At 61.2% G+C, this 24070-nt stretch carries 18 protein-coding genes; 5 read left to right on the top strand and 13 right to left on the bottom strand.

The window, feature by feature from the left end:
- Positions 1-6: 6 nt before the first annotated feature.
- The 5 genes from GTW23_RS14535 to GTW23_RS14515 form a co-directional block, all read right to left on the bottom strand.
- Positions 7-3420 (bottom strand): efflux RND transporter permease subunit, encoded by a 3414-nt coding sequence (locus tag GTW23_RS14535; protein WP_252916255.1) that lies wholly within the window; start codon positions 3418-3420, stop codon positions 7-9.
- Positions 3417-4802, bottom strand: coding sequence for an efflux RND transporter periplasmic adaptor subunit (locus GTW23_RS14530; protein ID WP_152010281.1), 1386 nt, complete (start codon positions 4800-4802; stop codon positions 3417-3419). Before GTW23_RS14530 ends, GTW23_RS14535 begins: the two co-directional genes overlap by 4 nt.
- Positions 4803-4887: 85 nt before the next feature.
- Positions 4888-5880 (bottom strand): Hsp33 family molecular chaperone, encoded by a 993-nt coding sequence (locus GTW23_RS14525; RefSeq protein ID WP_152010282.1) that lies wholly within the window; start codon positions 5878-5880, stop codon positions 4888-4890.
- A gap of 127 nt (positions 5881-6007) precedes the next feature.
- Entirely contained in the window at positions 6008-6931 is a 924-nt protein-coding gene (gene argF / locus GTW23_RS14520; protein ID WP_252916254.1) for an ornithine carbamoyltransferase, read from the bottom strand.
- 14 nt (positions 6932-6945) lie between these two features.
- Positions 6946-8139: an aspartate aminotransferase family protein gene (locus GTW23_RS14515; RefSeq protein WP_152010284.1), complete on the bottom strand. Its 1194-nt coding sequence runs from the start codon at positions 8137-8139 to the stop codon at positions 6946-6948.
- Between the two features lie 473 nt (positions 8140-8612).
- On the opposite strand from GTW23_RS14515, the gene GTW23_RS14510 reads away from it, so the two are divergent.
- Complete coding sequence (locus GTW23_RS14510) at positions 8613-9140, top strand: GcrA family cell cycle regulator (RefSeq protein ID WP_152010285.1); 528 nt, start codon at positions 8613-8615, stop codon at positions 9138-9140.
- Between the two features lie 105 nt (positions 9141-9245).
- Here the strand turns inward: GTW23_RS14510 and phoB are convergent, their stop codons facing one another.
- The 7 genes from phoB to phoR form a co-directional block, all read right to left on the bottom strand.
- Positions 9246-9929 carry a phosphate regulon transcriptional regulator PhoB gene (gene phoB, locus GTW23_RS14505; protein WP_152011632.1) on the bottom strand — a complete coding sequence of 228 codons (684 nt, stop codon included), beginning with the start codon at positions 9927-9929 and terminating at the stop codon, positions 9246-9248.
- A gap of 29 nt (positions 9930-9958) precedes the next feature.
- Entirely contained in the window at positions 9959-10681 is a 723-nt protein-coding gene (gene phoU, locus GTW23_RS14500; protein WP_152010286.1) for a phosphate signaling complex protein PhoU, read from the bottom strand.
- 46 nt (positions 10682-10727) lie between these two features.
- On the bottom strand, positions 10728-11543 hold the full coding sequence (gene pstB, locus GTW23_RS14495) for a phosphate ABC transporter ATP-binding protein PstB (protein ID WP_252916253.1): 816 nt from the start codon (positions 11541-11543) through the stop codon (positions 10728-10730).
- A gap of 67 nt (positions 11544-11610) precedes the next feature.
- On the bottom strand, positions 11611-12966 hold the full coding sequence (gene pstA, locus GTW23_RS14490; protein WP_152010288.1) for a phosphate ABC transporter permease PstA: 1356 nt from the start codon (positions 12964-12966) through the stop codon (positions 11611-11613).
- Positions 12963-14423 carry a phosphate ABC transporter permease subunit PstC gene (gene pstC / locus GTW23_RS14485; RefSeq protein WP_152010289.1) on the bottom strand — a complete coding sequence of 487 codons (1461 nt, stop codon included), beginning with the start codon at positions 14421-14423 and terminating at the stop codon, positions 12963-12965. The genes pstA and pstC overlap by 4 nt, the downstream gene beginning before the upstream one ends.
- Positions 14424-14489: 66 nt before the next feature.
- Positions 14490-15521: a substrate-binding domain-containing protein gene (locus tag GTW23_RS14480; protein WP_152010290.1), complete on the bottom strand. Its 1032-nt coding sequence runs from the start codon at positions 15519-15521 to the stop codon at positions 14490-14492.
- A gap of 146 nt (positions 15522-15667) precedes the next feature.
- Positions 15668-16972, bottom strand: a complete 1305-nt coding sequence (gene phoR, locus GTW23_RS14475) for a phosphate regulon sensor histidine kinase PhoR (protein WP_152010291.1) — start codon at positions 16970-16972, stop codon at positions 15668-15670.
- Between the two features lie 140 nt (positions 16973-17112).
- Here phoR and fumC point away from each other — a divergent pair, with 140 nt between their 5' ends.
- The 4 genes from fumC to pgi all read left to right on the top strand — a co-directional run bounded on the left by fumC (position 17113) and on the right by pgi (position 23093).
- On the top strand, positions 17113-18504 hold the full coding sequence (gene fumC / locus GTW23_RS14470; protein ID WP_252916252.1) for a class II fumarate hydratase: 1392 nt from the start codon (positions 17113-17115) through the stop codon (positions 18502-18504).
- Between the two features lie 56 nt (positions 18505-18560).
- Entirely contained in the window at positions 18561-19445 is an 885-nt protein-coding gene (gene ppk2 / locus GTW23_RS14465) for a polyphosphate kinase 2 (RefSeq protein ID WP_252916251.1), read from the top strand.
- A 221-nt stretch (positions 19446-19666) separates the two neighbouring features.
- On the top strand, positions 19667-21352 hold the full coding sequence (locus GTW23_RS14460; protein WP_152010294.1) for a long-chain fatty acid--CoA ligase: 1686 nt from the start codon (positions 19667-19669) through the stop codon (positions 21350-21352).
- Positions 21353-21458: 106 nt separating this feature from the next.
- On the top strand, positions 21459-23093 hold the full coding sequence (gene pgi / locus GTW23_RS14455; protein ID WP_252916331.1) for a glucose-6-phosphate isomerase: 1635 nt from the start codon (positions 21459-21461) through the stop codon (positions 23091-23093).
- 19 nt (positions 23094-23112) lie between these two features.
- On the opposite strand, the gene GTW23_RS14450 is transcribed toward pgi, so the two are convergent.
- Positions 23113-24036 (bottom strand): carbohydrate kinase family protein, encoded by a 924-nt coding sequence (locus GTW23_RS14450; RefSeq protein ID WP_252916250.1) that lies wholly within the window; start codon positions 24034-24036, stop codon positions 23113-23115.
- Between the last annotated feature and the right edge of the window lie 34 nt (positions 24037-24070).

Genomic DNA, 24070 nt, shown 5'->3' with positions numbered 1-24070 from the left:
CCCGGTTCAGGCGCGCTGTCCGACCGTTCGCCTGCCATAGATGTAGGAAAAACTCCTGGCAATATCATCACCGATGCCGACCAGTGCCGGAACCAGAAACAGAACCAGCAGCGTGGTCATCGCCAGTCCAAAGACGATGGTGATCGCCATGGGCAGCAGGAACTGGGCCTGAAGGCTTGTTTCGTAGAGCAGCGGCAGCAGCCCGCCGATGGTGGTCAGCGAGGTTAGCAACACGGCCCGCAGGCGATCCCGGCTGGCGCCGATGGCTGCCTCTGCAAGACTGTCTCCCTCGGCGCGTCGCTCTTCCAGGCGAGCCACCAGGATGATGGAATCATTGACCAGGATGCCGGCCAGGCCAAGCAGCCCGATGAAGGACAGGATTGTCAGCTGATAGCCGAGCACCCAGTGGCCGAAAATCGCCCCGATGACGCCGAACGGGATGATCAGCAGCACCGCAATGGGCCGCCAGTAACTGGCGAAGACCCAGGCAAGAATGATGTAGATCACGCTCAGCGCCACGGCGACCCCAAGCTGAAGGTCGGCAAAGGCGTTTTCCTGCTCCTCGGAGCGCCCACCGAAAGTGTAACTCACGCCATGACGGCCGGCGATCAGGTCGAGTTCACCGCTGCTGGTAAGTTGCTCTACAACCCCGCCCGTTGTTGTCACCGCGGTGTCGATGTCGCCGGTCACCGAGATGGTGCTCTGGCCGTCTCGGCGCTGGATCGCTGAAAAGCCCTGGCGCTCGGTCATGTCGACCACTTCCGACAGCGGCACAAAGGTTCCGCCTGGGCTCCGCAGCTCAAAATCCCGCAAGGCCTGGGAGCCTGGCGAAGCAGGCTTCTGGACCAGGCGAACGGTCACCTCGTCATCGCCGCGGGGAAACCGGAACGGTACGGATCCATCAAAGGCGTTGCGGATCTGGCGGCCGACCTCCTCGATGGAAAAGCCGAGTGCGGCGCCATGCGGCGTCAGTTCCATGATCAGCTCGGGCTTGCCCCAGGGAAGGTTGTCATCCAGTCCGGTGATGCCGTTGATGCCCGACAGCAGCGCGACCACATCGGCAGCAGCGGTTTTCAGCGCCGCTACCCGTTCACCCTGCAGACGGACCTCGATGTCCCTGCCCGGAGGACCGCCGCGTGACTGGGCGACAGTGAAGCGGGTCACCCCTGCGATATCCGGAACGGCCTTGCGCCAGGCATTGACGATGTCGGGAGTGCGGATGTCCCGCTCCTCGGATGTGGTCAGCTGCACCCGGATGCGGGCGGTGGCGCTGCCGCTACGGCTTGAGGCTCCAAAAGTGGTGAAAACCGCCTTGATCGAAGAGGGACCGCTGCCTGACAAGGCCCTGTCGGCTTCGCGCAGGGCTTCCTCGTGGGCGGCGATCGCTTTCAGTGCGATGTCTTCCGGCAGACCTGCGTTGAAAATGATGGTGCCGGAGATGTTCTCGGCTTCCGGCGAGGGGAAGAAGACAAACTCGACGCGTCCGGAGCGAGCCAGGCCGATGGCCAAAACCATGACCATGGCAAGCGCGATCGACAGGGTCACGTAACGCCAGTTCCAGGCCATTTGCACCAGGCGGGCGAAGGGGACATCACGAAACCAGTCGAAGCCCCGGTCGAATGCGCGCCGGAAGCGGCTCTCGCCGGCATCCTCCATACGCACGCCCGCGCGGCTGTTGCGCCGGCGCAAAACCAGCAGCCCCCATTCCATCAGTGTTGCCAAAGCCAGCGACACCGCCACCACAATTGCCATCCTGGCCAATTGCGGAAGGTCAGCAAACCCGCGCGCGGCGGCGCGCACGCCGCTGTCCTCGGCACCCAGCGCGAGGTCCACCGCAAGCCGCCCCGACAGCCCGGTGAGGAATACCATGACTATGAGAGCCACCAGGAACTGGCGCCACCAGGACCAGCCGGGCGGCTTGCGGCCGGCCAGCGAATTGGCCAGGTGTCCGGGAAGGATGAGAAAACATTCGAGCAGGCTGGAGACCAGCACCGCGATCACCACCATCGGCAGCACCGCCATCATCTGGCCGATTGTATCGCCGATCAGCAGGATGGGGGCGAAGGCCGCCAGCGTGGTCGACATCGCCGCGATCACCGGGGTGAACATCATGCCGACACCGTTTTCGGCAGCCGTTTGCGGATCATCACCCATCTGCAGCCGCGTGGCAGTGTGCTCGCCAACGACAATGGCATCGTCAACAATGATGCCGAGCATCATGATCAGCGAGAACAGCGACATCATGTTGATCGTCTGGCCGGACGCGTACATGAAGCCGATTGTGGCCAGCATCGCCACCGGGATGCCCGCGGCCACCCAAAAGGCGATGCGGGCATTGAGAAACAGGAACAGGATTGCCACGACGACGAGCAGGCCGCCCAGCCCGTTCTTGACCAGGAGCCAGATCCGCGCCGACAGCGCATCGGAGGCGACCTCGTAGGTAGCTATCTCGACACCAGGCGGAAGCCTGGGCCCGATCTCGTCGATATAGGCAGACAGGATCGCAGCCGTCTTGAGCGTATCGGCCGTCGGGGCGCGCCGGATGTCGAGTTCTATGGCAGGCGATCCGCTGGCCAGGCCCCTCGTGTCGTCGGCGTCAAACCCGTCGGTGATGGTGGCGATGTCACCCAGCAGGACCTTCTCGCCGCCAGTGAAGGACTTGACTTCAACGCCGGCCAGTTCCCTTGCGCCCTGGGCATCGGCCAGCGTCCGAAGCTGGCGGTCGACCGCGCCCTCGACCGTACCCGAAGGCAGATCGCGGCTGTTGGCGGCAATGGCGGAGGACACGTCGGATATCTTCATGTCCAGACGCCGCAGTTCGATCTCGGGGACCTCGACGCGGATCTCCGCGCCACGCAGGCCGGTAAAGTTGATCTTGTCGATACCGCGATCGATCAGTTCGTCGCGGATGCGCTTGGCCCAGGCCCGCTTGACCACTTCGTCGGCGCTGCCGAAGACCGCGAGCTTGGCAACGGTGTCAAAGAACACCGACCTGGTGATCGTTGGTTCTTCCGCATCCTCGGGCAAATTGCCGACCGCCTTGACCGCGGTCTCCACATCGGTCATCGCCTGGGTCATGTCGGTGCCGTCGGCAAACTCGAGCCGGACCGTGGCCGAGCCTTCCGCTGCCGTGGACGTCATCCGGTCGACGCCGGAGATGTAGCGCACCTCCGGTTCAACCAGAGCCAGCACATTGGTTTCGACGTCCTCGGCGCTGGCACCCGACCAGGCCACACCGATGCTGATTGTCGGGCGGTCGATGGTGGGGAAGAACTGGGTGTTGATGCGGGCAATCGAGAAAGCGCCGAACAGGATCATCAGCACCATCAGCAGATTGGCGGCGTTGGGGTGGCGGATGAAGGTGCTTACCAGACCGCGTCCGGCAAACAATCCCCGGCCCGGCAGGTCGCTGCCGCTCATTCCCCGGCGTCCACGGCTGGAGCGGAAGGCTGTTGCGGATCCGATGCAGCGCCGCCAACGGAAGGCTCACGCACGCGCACGCCTTCTGTGGCTTCTGTCAGGCGGGTGACCAATACGGTGTCGCCATCCTCAAGGCTGCCATCGACAATCGCATCCTCGCCGTCCCAGGCGATCAGCCGGACGGCGCGCCGCTCGAGCTTGCCGTCGACCACCACGAAGACATGATCGGAATTGCGCACGGCGGTCTCGGGAAGCCGGAATGTCTCAGGCCAGATACGGTCTGGCACGGTCAGCGACACGAAGGCGCCGGGGCGCAGTTGCACCGGGTTGTCGGCCTCGCCGATGCGGGCAAAGACTTCCACCCCACCGCGTTCGGCGGTCACGCGGGCGCCGATCCTGTCGATGACTGCCGGCCAAGTGTACCGTGTACCGCCAACGCTCCAGCCCAGTTCGACCTGGCGGCCGACAAGCGGGTCAGTATCGGTGGCCATGCGGCCATATTGCGCGTTGGTGAGGGTGAATTTCACATCGAGCGCCGTATCGTCATAGATCGACGCAACAACTTCATTGGCGTTCACCGACCGGCCGGTCTCAACGGTTTCATCGGAAATGATGCCGTCAAAAGGAGCAATCAGCGCGGTCTCCTCGAGCCTTCGCTGAGCTTCGCGGATTTTCCATTCAAGCCGCTCGGCATTGGCCTCCTGCTGGGTGCGCTGTGCTTCCGCAATCAGGATGTTGTTGCGCCGCTGGCTCGAGGCCTGCTCGCGCTGGGACACGATCAGGCGTCGTGCATCAACCTCCTTGTCGGTCAAAGCGCCTGAATCCGCGAGCGAAAGAGCCCTTTCCAGATCGGCGCGACCAAGTTCGAGCTGTGCTTCCGAAGCTTCAAGTTGTTCGCGCTCGGAGGCGAGACGCGCATCGATCTCTGCAATTGCGGCGCGGGTAGAGGCCAGATTGGCGCGCGCCTCGACCAGAGCCCCTTCATAGGCAAAAGGGTCGATACGCAAAAGAACAGTCCCCTCGGCGACGCGGCGCCCGGCGACCATATCGGGATGGATCTCGACGACGTCACCGCTCACGGTGGTGCGCAGGTCGACATTACGGCCAGTCTCGACCTGCCCGTACAGGCGGATGTCCGGACGGTTGTCTGCGCGCTCCGCAGCTGCTGTCTCAACGGTGTAGACCAGCGGCGTAAACGGTCTGGGCGTACGCTCACGCTTGGAGGCGGCGAGGCTTTGCATCGCCAGCCAGGCACCGGCGAGCACCAGCGCCATCAGGGCAAACTGAACCAATGGCCGCAAAAATCCGAGGCGTGCCGACGGCGATCGGGCGCGCGAGGGTTCCAAAGGCACGTCCAGAGGCTTGTCCGCCTTGTCGAGCATCACTTCACTCCGTTGCAACCCAACAGGTAACGTAATGCGGACACATGGCAAATTAAAGTTTCGTCATCTTTACGGGCGCAAGCCCTCAGCGCCGGAACTCGGCCGGATCGAACTTGTAGGCCGTCGAGCAGAACTCGCATTGCACGGTGATCACGCCGTTCTCGATACTGTGCTCAAGCTCTTCTTCCGAAAACCCATCGAGCACCTCACCCAGCCGTTCGCGCGAGCAGCTGCACTTGTCGAAGACCGGAACCGGCGGATAGACCTTGGCACCGCGCTCATGGAAGAGCCGGTAGAGGAGGCGCTCGGCGCCGACCTCCGGATCGGTCAGTTCGCCCGGATCCACGGTTGTGACCAGCGCCTTGGCTTCCGCCCAGCTGTCGTCTTCATCATGCATGATGGCTTCCATGCCTTCCGGCAGGTCACCGCCCGGAAGGTCGGGGGTGCGCATGCGATCGGGTGCCTGCGGCAGGAACTGGACGACGATGCCTCCGGCCCGCCAGCTGTGACGCGGCTTGCCGTCTTCATCGCGGTCGATGAGCTCGGCGACAGCCAGCCGGACAATGGTGGGAATCTGCTCGGACTGGCGAAAATAGGTTTCAGCCATGGCTTCCAGCGTATCGCCCTTCATCTCGACGATGCCCTGGTAGCGCTGCATGTAGGCGCCCTGATCAATGGTAAAGGCGAGAATTCCATTGCCGAGCAGTTCGGCGGGCTTCGTCGTCCCGGCAGCCTCCGCAGCAGCCAGGCGCTCTGCATCAAAGCGGGCATAGGCGCGCAGATTACCGGGCGTCGAGAAGTCCGCGACCAGCAGGTCAACAGGTCCATCACCCTTTGTCTGGACGATCAGCTTGCCTTCGAACTTGAGCGAGGTGCCGAGCAGCACTGTAAGCGCGATGGCTTCGGCGAGCAGACGCGCAACCGGCTCGGGATAAGCATGCCGGCCGAGAATCGCGTCGATCATGGGGCCAAGCTGAACCGTCCGGCCACGCACATCGAGGCCGTCCACCTCGAACGGCAGGACGCGGTCGTCTCCGGCGAAGTCCTGTTCGCCAGGGGTCTGGATTTCGGTTTCCATCATCAATTCCGATTGTCTATCGTGGCACAGGGCACACATTGACCATTCAGGGTTGGCCGGTCAGGGCTGGCCGGTTCCACTTTTCAACCGGCCATATAGGTACTGAACGCCGAAAGCGCCAGAGGCGCTACAGAACGCCCATGCACCAGCGCATGATCGCCTTTTGCGCATGCAAGCGGTTCTCCGCCTCGTCAAACACCACCGACTGCGGCCCGTCCATCACACCGTCGGTGACTTCCTCGCCGCGATGAGCCGGGAGGCAGTGCATGAAGAGAGCATCCGGATTGGCCTTCTGCATCAGAGTTTCATTGACCTGGTAAGGCACGAAGATATTGTGGCCGCGCGCCTTGTGTTCCTGGTTCATCGACACCCAGGTGTCGGTGATAACGCAATCGGCACCGTTTACCGCGCGATCAGGATCGGCACTGATGTCGATTTCCGCGCCCTGCTTGCGGGCCCACTCGACGAATTTCGCCTCGGGTTCCGACCCTTCAGGGGTTGCGATCTGCATGCGGTACCCGAACTGCGCAGCCCCTTCGATGAGCGAATGCAGCACATTGTTGCCGTCGCCCGTCCAGGCCAGCGTCTTGCCCTTGATTGGCCCGCGATGCTCCTCGAACGTCAGAATGTCGGCCATGATCTGGCAGGGATGCGTGTCGTCGGTCAGGGCATTGATGACAGGCACCGTGGCATGTTCGGCGAGTTCGAGCATACGGGAATGATCCAGCGTCCGGATCATGATGATGTCGACATAGCGCGAGAGAACCTTTGCCGTATCGGCAATGGTTTCGGCCCGACCGAGTTGCATCTCCGTTCCCGACAGAAACAGCGTTTCGCCACCGAGCTGCCGCATGCCGACATCGAAGGAGACACGAGTGCGTGTCGAGGGCTTCTCGAAGATCATGGCCAGCATCTTGCCAGCGAGTGGCTTGTCCGCTTCGGTCGCCGTCTTGGCGGATCGCGCCGCGTCGAGCATGGCACGCAACTCTCCGGCGCTGACGGCGGAGAGATCGAGAAAATGCCGGGTGCTGGCGGATGGGGTCTTGGTCATAAAATCCGGTCCGTTTAGTTGGCTGCACCGTTGCGGGACAGCATTTCGAGCGCGGCCTCTGTCTTTGCGAGCGCTTCGCGGGCTTCTTCGGCGGTCACGATCAAAGGCGGCAGCAAACGGACGACATTGTCGCCGGCCGGGACTGCCAGAAGATGCTCACTGCGCATCGCCGCAACCAGATCCGCATTGGATTTGGCACACTTGATACCGAGCATCAGGCCGGAGCCGCGGACGTCAGCAATCAAATCCGGATAGCGATCCTTGAGTGAAGCCAGTCCCTGCCTGAGCACCAGAGCAACATCATTGACGTGCGGAAGAAATCCATCGTCGAGAATGATATCCAGCACGGCATTGCCGACCGCCATGGCAAGCGGGTTGCCGCCATAGGTGGTGCCGTGGGTACCGAGCGTCATGCCGTCTGCCGCACTGGCCGTGGCCAGGCAGGCGCCAAAGGGAAAACCGCCGCCGATGCCTTTTGCCACTGCCATGATGTCCGGCTCAATGCCGGCCCATTCATGGGCGAACAACTTGCCGGTCCGGCCCACACCCGACTGAACCTCATCAAGGATCAGCAGGATGCCATGTTCATCGCACAGCTCGCGCAGGCCGCGCATGCATTCATTGGGCAGCGGACGGATACCGCCCTCGCCCTGCACCGGCTCGACCAGAATGGCGGCTGTTTCACTGGTAATCGCCGCCTTCAGCGCCTCATGATCGCCAAATGGAACCTGATCAAAGCCTTCAACCTTCGGCCCGAAGCCTTCGAGGTACTTTGGCTGGCCTCCGGCGGCAATCGTCGCCAGGGTCCGGCCGTGAAAGGCGCCCTCGATAGTGACTATGCGATAGCGCTCGGGCTGGCCATTGACGAAGAAATGACGCCGCGCGGTCTTGATGGCACACTCCAGCGCCTCGGCACCGGAATTGGTGAAGAAGACCTTGTCGGCAAAGGTCACTTCGGTCAGCCGTTGGGCGAGGCGGGACTGATCGGGGATCTCGTGCACATTGGATAGGTGCCAGAGACGATCGGCCTGGGCCTTGAGCGCCCCAACAAGATGCGGATGGGTGTGGCCAAGGGAATTGACCGCTATGCCGGCGGCAAAATCGAGATACCGCTCGCCCTCGGGTGTTTCCAGCCAGACGCCATGTCCACGCTCGAACACGATCGGAACGCGGTTGTAAGTGTCATAAAGCGGCTTGGCTTCAGCCATGGCGCTTCTCTCCCCCTTCGAGAACGGACAATACGGCACCACCCTTGCCTTGCGACCGCTACGGCGAGACAAGGCAGGGCATGCCGGAAAACCAAAATGCCGCCCTTTCCGGGGCGGCGTGGGCACTATTTACAATTAGGGCATGCCTGTCAATGAGACAGCAGGCGCGGCTCGGGCCACGGCGATCGCTCCGGTCATTCGCCCAAGCAGCCGGGGATATCACCCCCAAGTCAACGCTGAATGGTGAGAATTGATACCCACCTCCTAAGTTGGGGAAAACCGCAAAAAGGAATCAGCATGATTCGGCTGACTCTTGTCACGGAGTCCGCCGACCACTAAGTTGAAGGCATGAAATAGACGTTCGCGGCGGACACTATTCACCTCACTGTAACCGAGCGTTCGAGTTCCGGTCTTCCGGGGCGACGGTGAGGGATTCTGCCATCCCGGGATACGGGATACGGGGAGAGTATTGCATGAACTGGACTGATGAACGGGTTGAAAGACTCAAGAAACTCTGGGCGGACGGGCTCAGTGCCAGCCAAATCGCGGCTCAGCTGGGCGGCGTCAGCCGGAACGCGGTGATCGGCAAGGTGCACAGGCTCAACCTGCCCGGTCGCGCCAAGAGCGGCGGGCAGGCATCGGTGCGCACCAAGCGCACGACCGCGGCGCCGCGCGCACCGAATTATGCCGGGCGGACAGCAAGCCAGACGACAACCAGAACCGTCAGCCGATCGAGTGGCGGCGCAGCCCTGAAGCAGGATCTGGATGTCGTTGCATCGGAAGAGATCGACACCCGTCCGATGGAGGATGTGGTGGTGCCGATTTCGCGCCGGCTCTCGCTGGTGGAGCTTTCCGAGCGCACCTGCAAATGGCCGGTCGGTGATCCGCTGCAGGAAGGTTTTCACTTCTGCGGCAATGATTCCGGCGATTCCTCGCCCTATTGCGGCTATCACGCCAAGATGGCCTTCCAGCCGTCGAGCGAGCGCAAGCGCGCCCGCTGAATTGATATGCCTCTCACAGGCAAAAGGTTTGGATCACGAAAAAGCCCGGGGTGAAGCCGGGCTTTTTCGTTGGAGCTCTTGTCTGAGATGGCGGTAAATCCCGCGTCAGCCCTCGATCGAGTAGCCCGCGCCGCGAACGGTGCGGATGGTGTCGCGCATGCCGGAGAGATTGACCGCCTTGCGCAACCGCCCGACATGCACATCGACCGTGCGCTCGTCGACATAGACATCATGACCCCAGACACCATCGAGAAGCTGGGCGCGGGAGTAAACCCGGCCGGGTGAACTCATCAGGTATTCGAGAAGCCTGAACTCGGTCGGCCCCAGCTTGATGTCCCGGCCACGGCGCTTGACCCGGTGGGTTTCGCGATCGAGTTCGATATCGCCGACCTTGAGCAGGCTGGAAATGACTTCCGGACGGGCGCGGCGCAGCATGGCCCTGACACGGGCCAGCAGTTCGGGCGTCGAGAACGGCTTGACGACGAAATCGTCGGCACCCGTCGCCAGACCGCGAACCCTCTCGCTCTCCTCGCCACGTGCGGTGAGCATGATGATCGGCAGCCGCTCGGTTTCGGGCCGGGCGCGCAGACGGCGGCACAACTCGATGCCGGAGATGCCCGGCAGCATCCAATCGAGGATCAGCAGATCCGGAACCCGCTCCTGAAGTGCAATTTCAGCCTCGTCACCGCGCAGCACGGTGTCGACCTCGTAGCCTTCAGCTTCCAGATTGTAGCGAAGCAGCACCGAAAGTGCCTCTTCGTCCTCAACCACAGTAATACGTGGACTCATCGCCATGGGTCATGCACTCCGTAGCGCTCTCAGTCCGAACCCGGTGCGGGCGCGACCATGGTGGCGGTATCATCGTCCTTCGGCCGTTCGGCTGCCAGCTGCTCGCCGGTGGCCACGTAATAGACTGTCTCGGCGATATTGGTGGCGTGATCGCCGATCCGCTCAATGTTCTTGGCGCAGAAAAGCAGGTGGGTGCAGGCAGTGATGTTGCGCGGATCTTCCATCATGTAGGTCAGAAGTTCGCGGAACAGCGAAGTGTAGATCGCGTCGATCTCCTCGTCACGCTCGCGGATCGAATTTGCGAGATCGGGCGAACGGGTTGCGAAGGCGTCCAGCACTTCCTTGAGCTGAGTCAGAGCCAGTTCGGCCAGATGCTCGAGGCCGCGGACCAGCTTGCGCGGCTGGGCCATGGTGTGAACGGCGATCACCCGCTTGGCGATGTTCTTGCCCAGATCGCCGACCCGCTCAAGATCGGAGGCGATCCGGATCGAGCCGATGATCTCACGCAGATCCGAGGCCATCGGCTGGCGCTTGGCAATTACCAGAACTGCCTTGTCGTAGATTTCACGCTCGCCATTGTCGAGCAGCAGATCTTCGGAGATGACGCGCTGGGCTGAGCCGGTATCGGCATTGACCAGGGCCGCGACGGCGTCGGCAACCATGCGCTCGGCAATGCCGCCCATTTCCGACAGCCGGCGCGTCAGGAAACGAAGGTCATCATCATAAGAAGTGACTGTGTGTGCTTCGGGCATGGTTTGATCCTTCAATCCTGTAATCGTGACGCAAAAGGCAGTCGCATTAGCCGAAGCGGCCGGTGATGTAGTCCTGGGTCAGCTTGTTGTCGGGATTGGTGAACATCTTGTCGGTATCACCTTCCTCGACAAGATAGCCCAGATGGAACATCGCCGTGCGTTGCGATACACGGGCAGCCTGCTGCATCGAGTGGGTCACGATCACGATGGTGTAATTGACGCGAAGCTCGTCGATCAGTTCCTCGACCTTTGCGGTGGCGATCGGGTCGAGCGCCGAGCACGGCTCGTCCATCAGAATGACTTCAGGGCTTACGGCGATGGCGCGTGCGATGCAAAGCCGCTGCTGCTGGCCGCCCGACAGACCGGTGCCCGGCTCCTGCAGACGATCCTTGACCTCGTTGAAAAGGCCGGCCTTGATCAGGCTGCGCTCGACAACTTCGTCCATCTCCGCGCGGGTCGAAACCTGGCCGTGAATGCGCGGTCCGTAAACGATGTTTTCGTAAATGGACTTGGGAAACGGGTTGGGCTTCTGAAAGACCATGCCGACGCGTGCCCGCAATTCCACGACATCGATCATCGGGGCGTAGATGTTTTCGCCGTCCAGCGTGACTTCGCCGTTGACCCGGCAGATATCGATCGTGTCATTCATCCGGTTAAGACAGCGCAGAAAAGTCGACTTGCCGCAGCCAGAGGGTCCGATGAGCGCCGTCACGCTGTTCTTGCGGACATCGAGATTGACATCAAAAAGCGCCTGCTTTTCGCCGTAGAAAACGCTGACGTCGGTGCCGCGCATCTTGATCGCGGATTCCTCGATGGCAGCATCAACCGCTTTTTCAGTCGCCGCTTCAGACATGATGTTCATCTCCGTCTTCCCTTCAACAGTTTCAGTATACTCAGGGCTTGGTTGATTCAAAGGTGACAGCCGGGTCCTACCAGCGGCGCTCAAAGCGTCGGCGCAACAGGATGGCGATGGCGTTCATGACGAGCAGGAAGATCAGCAGGACAATGATCGCGCCCGATGCCCGCTCGATAAAGGCCGGGTCGCCCCGCTGGGTCCAATTGTAAACCTGGACCGGCAGTGCGGCAGCCGGGTCGAAAAAGCCTTCGGGCGGCGCAGCAGGATACTCACGCACGAATGCCACCATGCCGATCAACAGCAATGGTGCCGTTTCACCCAGTGCCTGGGCCAGACCGATGATTGCTCCGGTCAGGATGCCGGGAGCCGCGAGCGGCAGCACATGGTGGAAAATGGCCTGCATTTTCGAAGCGCCAATTCCGAGCGCCGCGTCACGGATCGATGGTGGGACTGCCTTGAGTGCGGCGCGCGTGGCAATGATGATGGTGGGCAGCGTCATCAACGTCAGCACCAGAGCACCGACAATCGGAGCGGACTGCGGCAGGCCGACGAAATTGATAAACAGTGCCAGACCCAGAATACCGAACACGATAGAAGGCACAGCAGCGAGGTTTGCAATGTTGACTTCAATAAGGTCAGTCCACCGATTCTGCGGCGCAAACTCTTCAAGATAGATCGAGGCTGCGACACCGATTGGCAGCGACAAGGCCAACACTATCATCATCATGTAGGCAGATCCGAGAATGGCAACGCCGAGGCCAGCTGCTTCAGGCCGGGTGTCAGAGGCGTCAGGCGCGGTGAAGAAAGCCCAGTTGAAGCGAAGGTCCAGAATTCCGGCTTCCTTCAACCTATCGGCAAGAACCAGCTGCTCGGGCGAAATGTTGCGGTCGAGTGCCGCGCTTTCCATGGTCACCCTGCCCTTGAAGTAGCCGTCGATACGACCGGACGCGAGGAGATCGAAGGAAATCGTTTCGCCTATCTGGTCGGGGTTGGCCAGAATGAAGCGGCGCAGTTCAGCCGGGGCTTCCCCCGAAATGAGCGCAGCCGCTTCATTCGGGTTGACGCCTTCGGCCGCAAATCCGCGTTTGTCTAGCATGTCCTGCACAGCAGTCTTGATCAGAGGCTGGATCGTGAAAGTCGTGATCTTCTGCAGATCCTCTGGCGCGCGGTTGCCATTCTTGTCCAGCTTTGCAGGATCAAGATAAACGTCCAGGGCGATATAGGTCTGGTTGAAGGACGACAGACCGTTCGACAGGATCGATGCCATCAGTCCTACAAGCGCGAAAATACCAATTGCAACGGCCGCAAGGCCCATCATCCGGAAGCGCTTCTCCGCCGCATTGCGTTTGCGGGTACGCTCTCCAACATTCAAAAGCGAGCGTCCGGTGGTGCCAGCCCCGGCGGAATGATCGGCGGTGATTTCGGTCATTCGTATTGCTCCCGGTATTTGCGCACAATGTAGAGCGCCAGAACATTCAGGCCGAGCGTGAAGACGAACAGGGTCAGGCCAAGCGCGAAGGCCACAAGGGTCTCGGGGCTGGCAAACTCGGTGTCTCCAGTCAACTGGCTCACGATTTTCACGGTGACGGTTGTCATTGCCTCAAAGGGATTGAGGTCAAGGCGAGCCGCAGCCCCTGCCCCCATGACGACGATCATGGTTTCGCCGATGGCGCGGCTGGCAGCCAGCAGGAAAGCCCCGACAATTCCCGGAAGAGCGGCAGGGAGGATAACCTGCTTGATGGTTTCCGACTGGGTAGCGCCGAGGCCATAGGAACCATCGCGCATCGCTTGCGGCACAGCATTGATAATATCATCGGACAATGACGAGATGAACGGGATCAGCATGATGCCCATCACAAGGCCGGCGGTCATCACCGATGCTGACGACGTTCCAAGGCCCAGCGGCTGGGCTATCCAGTCGCGAAGAAACGGGCCGACTGTTATGAGCGCAAACAAACCATAGACGATCGTTGGGATACCGGCGAGCACCTCGATGGCGGGCTTGGCGAAGCTGCGCAACGCACGTCCGGAATATTCGGCAAGATAGATCGCGATCATCAGGCCTATCGGGACGGCCACGAGGAGGGCGACGAAGGATACGTAGAGCGTACCCCAGAGCAAAGGCAGAAACCCGAAATCGGAGCCACCGCGAAACTGCGGATTCCAGACAGTCGAGAAGTAGAATTCGCTCGCCGGGTAGAGCTGGAAGAACTGCAATGATTCAAACAGCAGCGATGCCACGATCCCGACAGTGGTCAGGATAGCCACCAAAGAGGAGCCCATCAGAAGCGCCTTGATAAAGGTCTCTGTGATGTTGCGGGCGCGCATTTTGGGCGTGATACGTGACCAGGCCCAGAAAGCGAAAGCCAGAGCGACGACGATCACGGCGACGTTTCGAACCGAAGAGGCGATGCTGTCGAACTCGCGGTAGGACTTGGCCGCTTCAAAAACGGCAGGGGCCACGTCGGAGCCAAGCGCCACACCGACTTCGGCAAGCCGAGAGCGGACATTGGTCAGGTCGGCCCGCATGTCCACCAGCTCGCTTTCAGAAACATCTCCTTGAGCGAGGATCAATCCCAAACCATCGGAAATCCGACGTACATCGACCATCACCAGGCTCTTGGCACCGCCTTCCGGAACCACCGAGTCAGGGATTTTGGCGCTGATGCTGCTCTCGATGACGATGGGCTGCAGAAACAGCCATGCGGCCATCAAGAAAAGCGCGGGCACGGCAGTAAAAAGTGCGACCGATTCTCCGTAATAACCTGGAAGAGAATGGAGCTTCACCCCCTCCCGCTTTGCGGCCTGCAAAGCGCGCCGCCTACCCAGAACATACCCGATCGCGGCGAGTATGAGCACGATGATTGCGATGGTGCCTGGAGTCATTTCGAAGTCGCCCTGTTCGCGAGGAAGGGCGGCGCACCAGGCGCCGCCCTCTTGGCGTCAAACGGATCAGTTCAGCGCGCCCATCGGGGTACGGCTCTTCACCATTTCCTGCGTCTTGGCGAGCTCCGGATCGGAAACCAGACCGTAGGCAGCGAGCGGGCCGTCGGGGCCAGCGATTTCGTCAGAGACGAAGAACTCGACATATTCCTGGAGACCAGGGATCACGTCCAGATGTGCGTTCTTGACGTAGAAGTAGAGCGGACGCGAAACCGGATATTCACCCGAAGCGATCGACTCGACCGAAGGAACAACGCCACCCATGGTGCCGACGCGGATCTTGTCGGTGTTGTTCTGATAGAAGGACAGGCCGAAAACGCCGATGCCGTTCTTGTTGGCGTCAACACGAGCCAGCGTCTCGGTGTAGTCGCCGTCGATGTCGATCGAGACGCCATCGGTGCGGAGAGCCATGCAGGCGTCGTCCACGTCTTCGGCACCAGCGGCCTTGTGGGCCTCAGCAGCGCCGTTTTCTTCGCAACCAGCGATGATGACCTTCTCGTCGAAGACTTCGCGGGTGCCGTGCTTGGTGCCGGGAACGAATGCCAGGATTTCCTGAGCCGGAAGATCGGCGCGGATTTCGTTCCAGGACTTGTAAGGGTTGTCGACCAGCTGGCCGTCCTTCAGGACCTTGGCAGCAAGTGCATTGTGCCAGTCCGAAGGGGTGAACGCGTACTCAGGACCATTGATGTCCGAGGCGAACACGATGCCATCGTAACCAATGCGGACCTCCTGGATCTCGGTCACGCCGTTGGAGGCGCAAAGGTCGATGTCGGACTGCTTGATGCGCGACGAAGAGTTGGCAATGTCGATGGTGTTTTCGCCAACACCTTCGCAAAGCTTCTTGCGGCCTGCGCCCGAACCGCCGGATTCAACAACCGGGGTCGGAAACTCGAAGTTTTCACCGAAGGCTTCGGCAACAATCGAGGCGTAGGGAAGAACAGTGGAGGAACCAGCGATCTGGACCTGGTCACGGGCGACAGCAGCACCGGTGAGTGCCGAGGAAGCCAGGATGGCGGCTGCGGCGAGTTTAATTGCGTTCATGGGAATCTCCCGTCATGGGTCAGGGTGGCAAGGCCCTTTTGCAGGACCATGGTGTCAGCCATCTAAGGCTGGCCTTTTCTAGGCCTTTCGGGATTCCGTTTTATGACAATTAGATCACTGTTTTATGACATTTTAAGTCATTGATATTAATTGTATAATTGATTTTTTGTTGAGATCTTGCCGGAGACGGAGGGGCCGAATTTGACAGTGAAGGCCGATCCCTCCCCCGGCGTGGAGCGTACAACCAGCCGGGCTCGATGGCGGGCAAGGATGTGTTTGACGATCGCCAGGCCAAGACCGGTCCCCTTTTTCGCCCTGCTGGTCTCCACATCGACGCGATAGAACCGTTCGGTGAGGCGGGGAACATGCTCCTTTGCTATACCCGGGCCAAAGTCCCTTACCGTGACATGCGCGCCTTCCCCCTCGGTGTCGGCAACGGTGATCTGAACGCGCTTGCCGGTCTGGCCGTATTTGCAGGCATTCTCGATCAGGTTGGAAAAGACCTGGATGAGCTCATCGACATCGCCGGTGACGACGGCTGCCTGTTCGGGCAGTTCCAGTTCGATCTCGACGCCGAGGTCGCTTGCCATCGGCTTCAGCGTATCAACCACGTGCGCGACCGTCCGTCCTAGATCGACTTCCCCCTCAGGGGCGACATGGGCGCGCATCTCGAGCCGCGACAGCGACAGCAGATCGTCGATCAGGCGCGCCATGCGTTGCGCCTGTTCCAGCATGATGCCGAAAAACCGGCTGCGAGCGGCTTCGTCGTTGCGTGCCGGCCCCTGCATGGTCTCGATGAATCCCATCAGCGAAGCCAGCGGCGTTCTGAGTTCGTGGCTGGCATTGGCAACAAAGTCGGTCCGCATCCGGTCCATGCGCCTTGCTTCCGTGAGATCGCGGAACGTGATGACAAACAATCGCTTGCCCGGATCGGCAGCAGTGGAAACCGGTGCAACCCGGACCTCGTGCCAGCGCTCCGATGGCACCCGCTCTGTATGCTCTACGCTCTCGGGAATGCCGCGAGCGACCACCCGCGCGACAAGATCGAGTATGGCCGGCGATCTTATCCGTGCCGACAGCACCGCGCGCTCGGGATAGGCGCCGACAAGGGATCTCGCGGCAGCGTTCTGGCGCACGATCTGGGTGTCCCGGTCGAACACGATCGTAGGCATGTCGAGCGCCTCGATAATGGCAAAATCCGGCGGGTTCAGTTTCGCAGCCTTTTTCCTCGCGCGAGACCGGGCGCCGGCCTTGCCCGTGCGCCAGAACAGCAGACCTGCCGCGAAGGCGCCGTAGCCGATCAGAGCCTGCCACGGCTCCAGACCCGCAGGCACCGTGGCAATCGCGGCCACACCAGCCAGAACAAGCGGGAGCACGTGGGACCTGAGGCGTGCGGCAAGACCAGTCCGGGCCTCTTCGCCTTCCGGCAGATCCTGTGTGTTTTCGACCATTGATTTCCCCGTCCGGACTTGTCCGCTTGCGTGATGCTCTACTTGTTTAACTCCACAACTTGAAATCACAATGACGATGTGGCCTTTCAAGTGGGAAACCGGCCGGTCCGGCAAAAGAACAGGTGATCAGGATACCCGGAATGTCCAGTTACAGAACCGAAACCGACAGCTTTGGCCCGATCGAGGTGGAAGCAGACAAGTATTGGGGGGCGCAGGCACAACGCTCGCTCGGCAATTTCAAGATCGGATGGGAAACCCAGCCGCTTTCGATCGTGCGTGCACTGGGAACCGTCAAGCGGGCCGCGGCGGAAACCAACATGGAGTTGGGCCGCCTTGATTCGGAGACCGGCAAGGCCATCGTGGCCGCTGCGCAGGAGGTGATCGACGGCAAGCTCGATGGGCATTTCCCGCTTGTGGTCTGGCAGACAGGATCGGGCACCCAGTCCAACATGAACGCCAACGAGGTGATTTCCAACCGCGCCATCGAGATGATGGGGGGCGAGATGGGATCGAAGAAACCGGTCCATCCCAACGACCATGTCAACATGAGCCAGTCTTCCAACGACACCTATCCGACGGCCATGCACATTGCCTGCGCCGAGCAGCTGGTCCATCACCTGCTGCCGGCGCTGAAACAGCTGCATGGGGCCCTTGATGACAAGGCGAAATCCTTTGCCGGGATCATCAAGATCGGCCGGACCCACACGCAGGACGCAACGCCGCTGACGCTCGGGCAAGAGTTCGGCGGATACGCAGCACAGGTCGCCTCCTCGATCCGCCGGATCGAAACGACCTTGCCCGGCCTTTACGAGCTGGCCCAGGGCGGCACGGCGGTCGGCACCGGACTGAATGCGCCGGTCGGCTTCGCCGAGAAAGTGGCCGAGCGTGTCGCGGCCATAACTGGGTTGCCGTTTGTCACCGCTCCCAACAAGTTCGAGGCGCTGGCCGCCCATGACGCCATGGTGTTTTCGCACGGCGCCATCAATGCCGCGGCGGCGGCGCTGTTCAAGATCGCCAACGACATCCGCTTTCTGGGCTCAGGCCCGCGCTCGGGTCTGGGCGAACTGGCCCTGCCGGAGAACGAGCCGGGCTCGTCGATCATGCCCGGCAAGGTCAACCCGACCCAGTGCGAGGCGATGACCCAAGTCTGCGTGCAGGTGTTCGGCAACAATGCAGCCTTGAGCTTCGCCGGCAGCCAGGGGCATTTCGAGCTCAATGTCTACAATCCGGTGATGGCCTACAATTTCCTGCAGTCGGTGCAACTGCTCGCCGATGCCGCTGTCTCTTTTACCGACAATTGCGTTGTCGGCATCGAGGCCCGAAAGGACAATATAAAGGCGTCGCTGGAACGCTCGCTGATGCTTGTCACCGCGCTGGCGCCAACGATTGGCTATGATAACGCGGCGGCGATTGCCAAGAAGGCGCATGCGAACGGCACCACCTTGCGTGAGGAGGCTCTCAAGAGCGGCCTCGTGACAGCGGCCGATTACGACCGTATTGTCCGTCCCGAAGAGATGACCCGTCCCGGTTGAAGCATCGTGACGTCGGTCCGTTCTCAGGGTGAAGCGCGTAGCGAAAGGAAGAGAGAATGGGCAGCGATACAACCAGCCGGGCAGTCGAGATCGAGGTCGATGGCAAGCTGAGGAGCTTCGACATCGACGATCCGAAGTTGCCGGACTGGGTGGATGACCATGCCTTCACGTCGGACAACTATCCCTACAAGAAGAAACTTGATCGTGACGAGTACGAAGACACGCTCGAAGCGCTGCAGGTTGAACTGGTCAAGGTGCAGACCTGGCTCGGCGAGACCGGCAAGCGGGTGATTTCGGTGTTCGAAGGCCGCGATGCGGCCGGCAAGGGCGGATCGATCGGCGCGACCCGGGCCTACATGAACCCGCGGTCGGCCCGCATCGTGGCCCTGCCCAAACCCACCGAGACCGAGCGCGGGCAATGGTACTACCAGCGCTATGTCGATCATTTCCCGACATCCGGCGAATTCGTGATGTTCGACCGCTCCTGGTACAACCGCGCCGGGGTGGAGCCGGTGATGGGGTTCTGCACACCCGAGCAGCACGCGCATTTTCTCGAGGAAACCCCACACTTCGAACGCATGCCGGTGAATGCTGGCATCCACCTGTTCAAGTTCTGGCTCAACATCGGACGCGAAATGCAGCTCAAGCGCTTCCACGACCGCCGCCACAGCAAGCTCAAGTCCTGGAAACTGTCACCGATGGACATCTCCAGCCTGAACAAGTGGGATGACTACACGGAAATGCGCAACCTGATGCTCAAGCAAACCCATAGCGACCATGCGCCATGGACCGTGGTGAAGGCCAATGACAAGCGGCGTGCCCGGATCAATGTCATTCGGACGATCCTGAAGGAACTGCCCTACACCGGCAAGGACAAGGGCGCCATCGGCGAGATTGACGAGGCAATCGTCGGAATGGGCGCCGATGCGGTGGGCAGATAAACCCGAGACGGCGCATTTGACGACTTCTCAAGCCATCTGGGCGCTTTCAGCCAGAGGCTGTGACCAATAATGCACGAAATTTTGACGCTTACGTCAAGGGAAGGCATTGCAACGGGGATCGTGGCATTCTAAATCTTGAAGGAACCGGCGTGAGGGAAGAGGAGCAGCAGCCACACCAAGGCATGCGCCCGCATCCGGATATAAAGAGGGAGTGAGACATCATGAACACGACTGCTGCCAAGGATCGCATCTGGCTGGCGTCCTATCCGCCAAACACCGCTTCCGACATCGGAGCGCTGCACTACTCGTCAATCGCAGGGCTGATCGAGGATTCGTTCAAGCGGTTTGCCAGCCGGCCGGCCTATACCTGCATGGGCAAGACCATCACCTATTCGGAAATGGAAAGCATGTCCTCGGCGATCGGCGCCTGGCTGCAATCGCTTGGCCTTGAGAAGGGCGACAGGGTTGCGGTGATGATGCCGAACATCCTGCAGATGCCGGTGGCAATGGCGGCTGTACTGCGCGCCGGCTACACGGTGGTCAATGTCAACCCGCTCTACACGCCGCGTGAACTTGAACACCAGCTCAAGGATTCGGGCGCCAAGGCCATTCTCATTCTCGAGAACTTCGCAGTGACGCTGCAACAGGTGATTTCCAGAACCGACGTCAAGCATGTCTGCGTGGCGACCATGGGCGACCTGCTGGGCCTGAAGGGCCACCTGGTCAATTTCGTTGTCCGCAAGGTCAAGAAGATGGTCCCGGACTGGTCTCTGCCCGGCCATGTCAGCTTCAAGGCGGCGCTTGCCGCCGGCCAGGGAAAGACACTCAAGCCCGGAAACTCGAAGCCCGATGACGTAGCCTTCCTGCAATACACCGGCGGCACCACCGGTGTGTCCAAGGGTGCCACGCTGACCAATGCCAACGTGCTTTCGAACGTGGCGCAGAACGACCTGTGGCTTCCCGCAGCCTTCATCAAGAAGCAGAAACCCGATGTGCTGCTCTATGTCTGTGCGCTGCCGCTCTACCATATCTTCGCGTTGACGGTGAATGCGCTGATGGGCATGTCGCAGGGTGCACACAACCTGCTGATTCCAAACCCCCGCGACATCCCGGGCTTCGTCAAGGAACTGGGCAAGTACGAGTTCCACGTCTTTCCGGGACTGAACACCCTGTTCAACGCGCTGCTCAACAACGAAGACTTCCAGAAGCTGAACTTCAAGCCGCTGCTGCTGTCGCTTGGCGGCGGCATGGCGGTACAGCGACCGGTTGCGGATCGCTGGAAGCAACTGACCGGCTGCGTGATCTCGGAAGGCTACGGGTTGTCGGAAACCGCTCCGGTGGCCACGGCCAACCGGTTTGACGCCGATGATTTCTCCGGGACGATCGGCTTGCCACTGCCTTCGACCTATATCGACATCCGTGACGAGGATGGCAAGTCGATGCCGCTGGGCGAAGTCGGCGAGATCTGCATCAAGGGTCCGCAGGTGATGGCGGGTTACTGGAACCGAGCGGACGAGACCGCCAAGGTGATGACCGATGACGGCTATTTCCGCTCCGGCGACATGGGCTTCATGGACGAGAGCGGCTACACCAAGATCGTCGACCGCAAGAAGGACATGATCCTGGTCTCGGGCTTCAATGTCTATCCGAACGAGATCGAGGAAGTTGCGGTATCGCATCCGGGCGTGGCCGAAGCCGCAGCCGTTGCGGTGCCCGACGAGCATTCGGGCGAAGCGGTCAAGCTGTTTGTGGTGCGCAAGGATCCGAACCTGACCGAGGCCGATGTGAAGGAACATTGCGCCACCGGGCTGACCAACTACAAGCGCCCGAAGATCGTTGTGTTCAAGGATGAATTGCCGAAGACCAATGTCGGCAAGATCCTGCGCCGCGAATTGCGCGACGCCTGAGCGAAAACTCGATTCAAGACATACGAGGCCCGCGGGAAACTTGATTTCCCGCGGGCCTCGCCGCATAGGTGGGCATCCCAAACATGGAGTTCCCGCCTTGTCGAAGATCACCCATCAGGCTTTGTCCGCCCTCAAATCCCACCTTGCAAGCGATGCGCCCCGTGACCTCCGGGCTGCCTTTGCAGAGGATTCCGGCCGTGCTCGCCGTTACACGGTCGGGCTTGACGATCTGCGGATGGATTTCTCCAAATGCGCGGTGAATGACGAGACCCTGGCGCTGCTTTCCGGACTGGCCAAGGCAGCCGGTGTCGAGGCGCAGCGGGACCAGATGTTTGCGGGTGAGGCGATCAACACGACGGAAGGCCGCGCGGTTCTGCACACCGCCCTCAGAGCCGCAGCCGATGCCGACATCCGCGTCAATGGCGAGAACGTGGTGCCGCAGGTCCATGCGGTGCTTGACGCCATGGGACGGTTCTCGGACGGGGTGCGCAGCGGATCGATCCTCGGCGCAACCGGCAAGCGCTTCACCGATGTGGTCAATATCGGCATTGGCGGCTCGGATCTTGGCCCGGTAATGGCGACGCTGGCCCTGGCGCCCTACCATGACGGCCCGCGGCTGCATTTCGTCTCCAATGTCGATGGCGCGCATATTGCCGACACTTTGTCCGGCCTCGATCCGGAAACAACGCTGATCATCGTCGCCTCGAAGACCTTCACAACGATCGAGACCATGACCAACGCCGCAACGGCGCGGGAATTCATCGTCTCGAGCCTGGGCGAAGCCGCGGTAGCCCTGCATTTCGCAGCGCTCTCCACCGCGCTCGACAAGGTGGCCAGGTTCGGCCTCAAGGAAGACCGCGTTTTCGGTTTCTGGGACTGGGTCGGCGGTCGCTACTCGCTGTGGTCGGCAATCGGCTTGCCGCTGATGATTGCCATCGGCAAAACCGGTTTCGGAGATTTCCTGGCCGGAGCGCGGGCCATGGACGAGCATTTCAAGTCCGCTCCGATCGAGCGCAACCTGCCGATGCTGCTTGGACTTCTGGGCGTCTGGCACCGGCTTGTCTGCGGCTATCCGAGCCGGGCGATCATTCCCTATGACCAGCGCCTGTCGCGGTTCCCGGCCTATCTGCAGCAGCTCGACATGGAATCGAACGGCAAGTCTGTCGGACTGGACGGCAAGCCGGTCGAGACCGCATCGGGACCGATCGTCTGGGGCGAACCCGGAACCAACGGCCAGCACGCATTCTTCCAGCTGCTGCACCAGGGCACCGACGTGATCCCGGTGGAATTCATGATCGCCGCCAGAGGCCACGAGCCGCAGCTTGCGCATCAGCACCAGTTGCTGGTCGCTAATTGCCTGGCGCAATCGGAAGCGTTGATGCGCGGCCGCACCACGGAGGAAGCACGGGCGCAGCTGATGGCCGGTGGCACTTCGGAGAGCGAGGCCGACCGGCTTGCGCCACACAAGACGTTTCCGGGCAACCGGCCGTCGATCACTTTCGTCTACGAGATGCTGACACCTTTTGCGCTTGGGCGGCTGATCGCACTCTACGAGCACCGGGTGTTTGTCGAAGCCCAGATCTTCGGGATCAACGCGTTTGACCAGTGGGGTGTCGAACTTGGCAAGGAGCTCGCCACCGCGCTGCTGCCGGTGGTCAAGGGCGAGAACAGCGGCGAAGGTCATGACAGCTCGACCCTGATGCTGGCAGAAACCATTCGTCAGATGCGCGGCGACGCCTGAGGGCCTGATCAGAAAACGGTCAGAAGCCGATTTCCCGGGCCCAGGGCGGATTGGCGCCCGGCCGCGAGACCGTGACGGCGGCGGCCCGGGCGCCGAGGCTGAGCGCATTGCGGATGGCATCAGCGGAGAGGGTCTTCATCGCCTGCTTGGTCAGCAGATTGTCGCGTTTCAGCGAAGCGAGAATGCCGGCGTTGAATGTGTCGCCAGCGCCGACCGTATCGGCAACCGTGACAGCGACACCGTCAACCTCGACCGTGTGTTCGCGGGTAAAGCCGATGGCGCCCCTGGCACCGCGGGTGAAGACCACCAGGCTGGGCCCCTGCCCGAGCCAGAGCCTTGCCGCGGTTTCCATGTCGGGCTGGCCAAACCATTCGAGGTCCTCGTCCGACATCTTCAGGATATCGCTCATGGCGATCATGCGGTCGATGCGGGCGCGGTGCTTGTCCGTATCGGTGATGAAGCCGGGCCGGATGTTGGGATCGAGCGACATGACGCGCGATCCCTGCTCGCGCCGCATCAGGCTCTCATAGGTGGAGCCGCAGGGTTCGGAGATCAGGCTGATCGCGCCGAAGTGCAAGGCTTCGACGGTTTCACCGAGATCCGGCAGATTTGCTTCGGTGATCATCCGCCCGGCGGTGTTTTCATCAAAGAAGGCGTAGCTGGCGTGGCCATCGACCAGCCGGACGAATGCCAGCGTGGTGTTCAGATCAAGTGTCGCGCACGGACTGTGGTCGACGCCGCTGGCGGTCAGCGCTTCGCGCAGGATATCGCCGAACATGTCGCTCGAGAGACCCGTGAAGAAACTGGTGTCGACACCGAGGCGACCGAGTGCCAGAGCCGTATTGAACACCGCGCCGCCGGCATAGGGCGCAAAGGCGTCCTCGCCTTGTGTCGATGTCCGCGGCAGCATGTCGATCAGCGCTTCGCCACAACAGATGATCATCGTGTCTCCTCCACATGGTGCCCAAGCGGACAGG

It is taken from the genome of Parahoeflea alexandrii (assembly GCF_024105735.1).
Classification (GTDB): domain Bacteria; phylum Pseudomonadota; class Alphaproteobacteria; order Rhizobiales; family Rhizobiaceae; genus Hoeflea; species Hoeflea alexandrii.
Note: the sequence above shows the minus strand (reverse complement) of the source record. Positions and strands in the feature narration are given on the sequence as shown.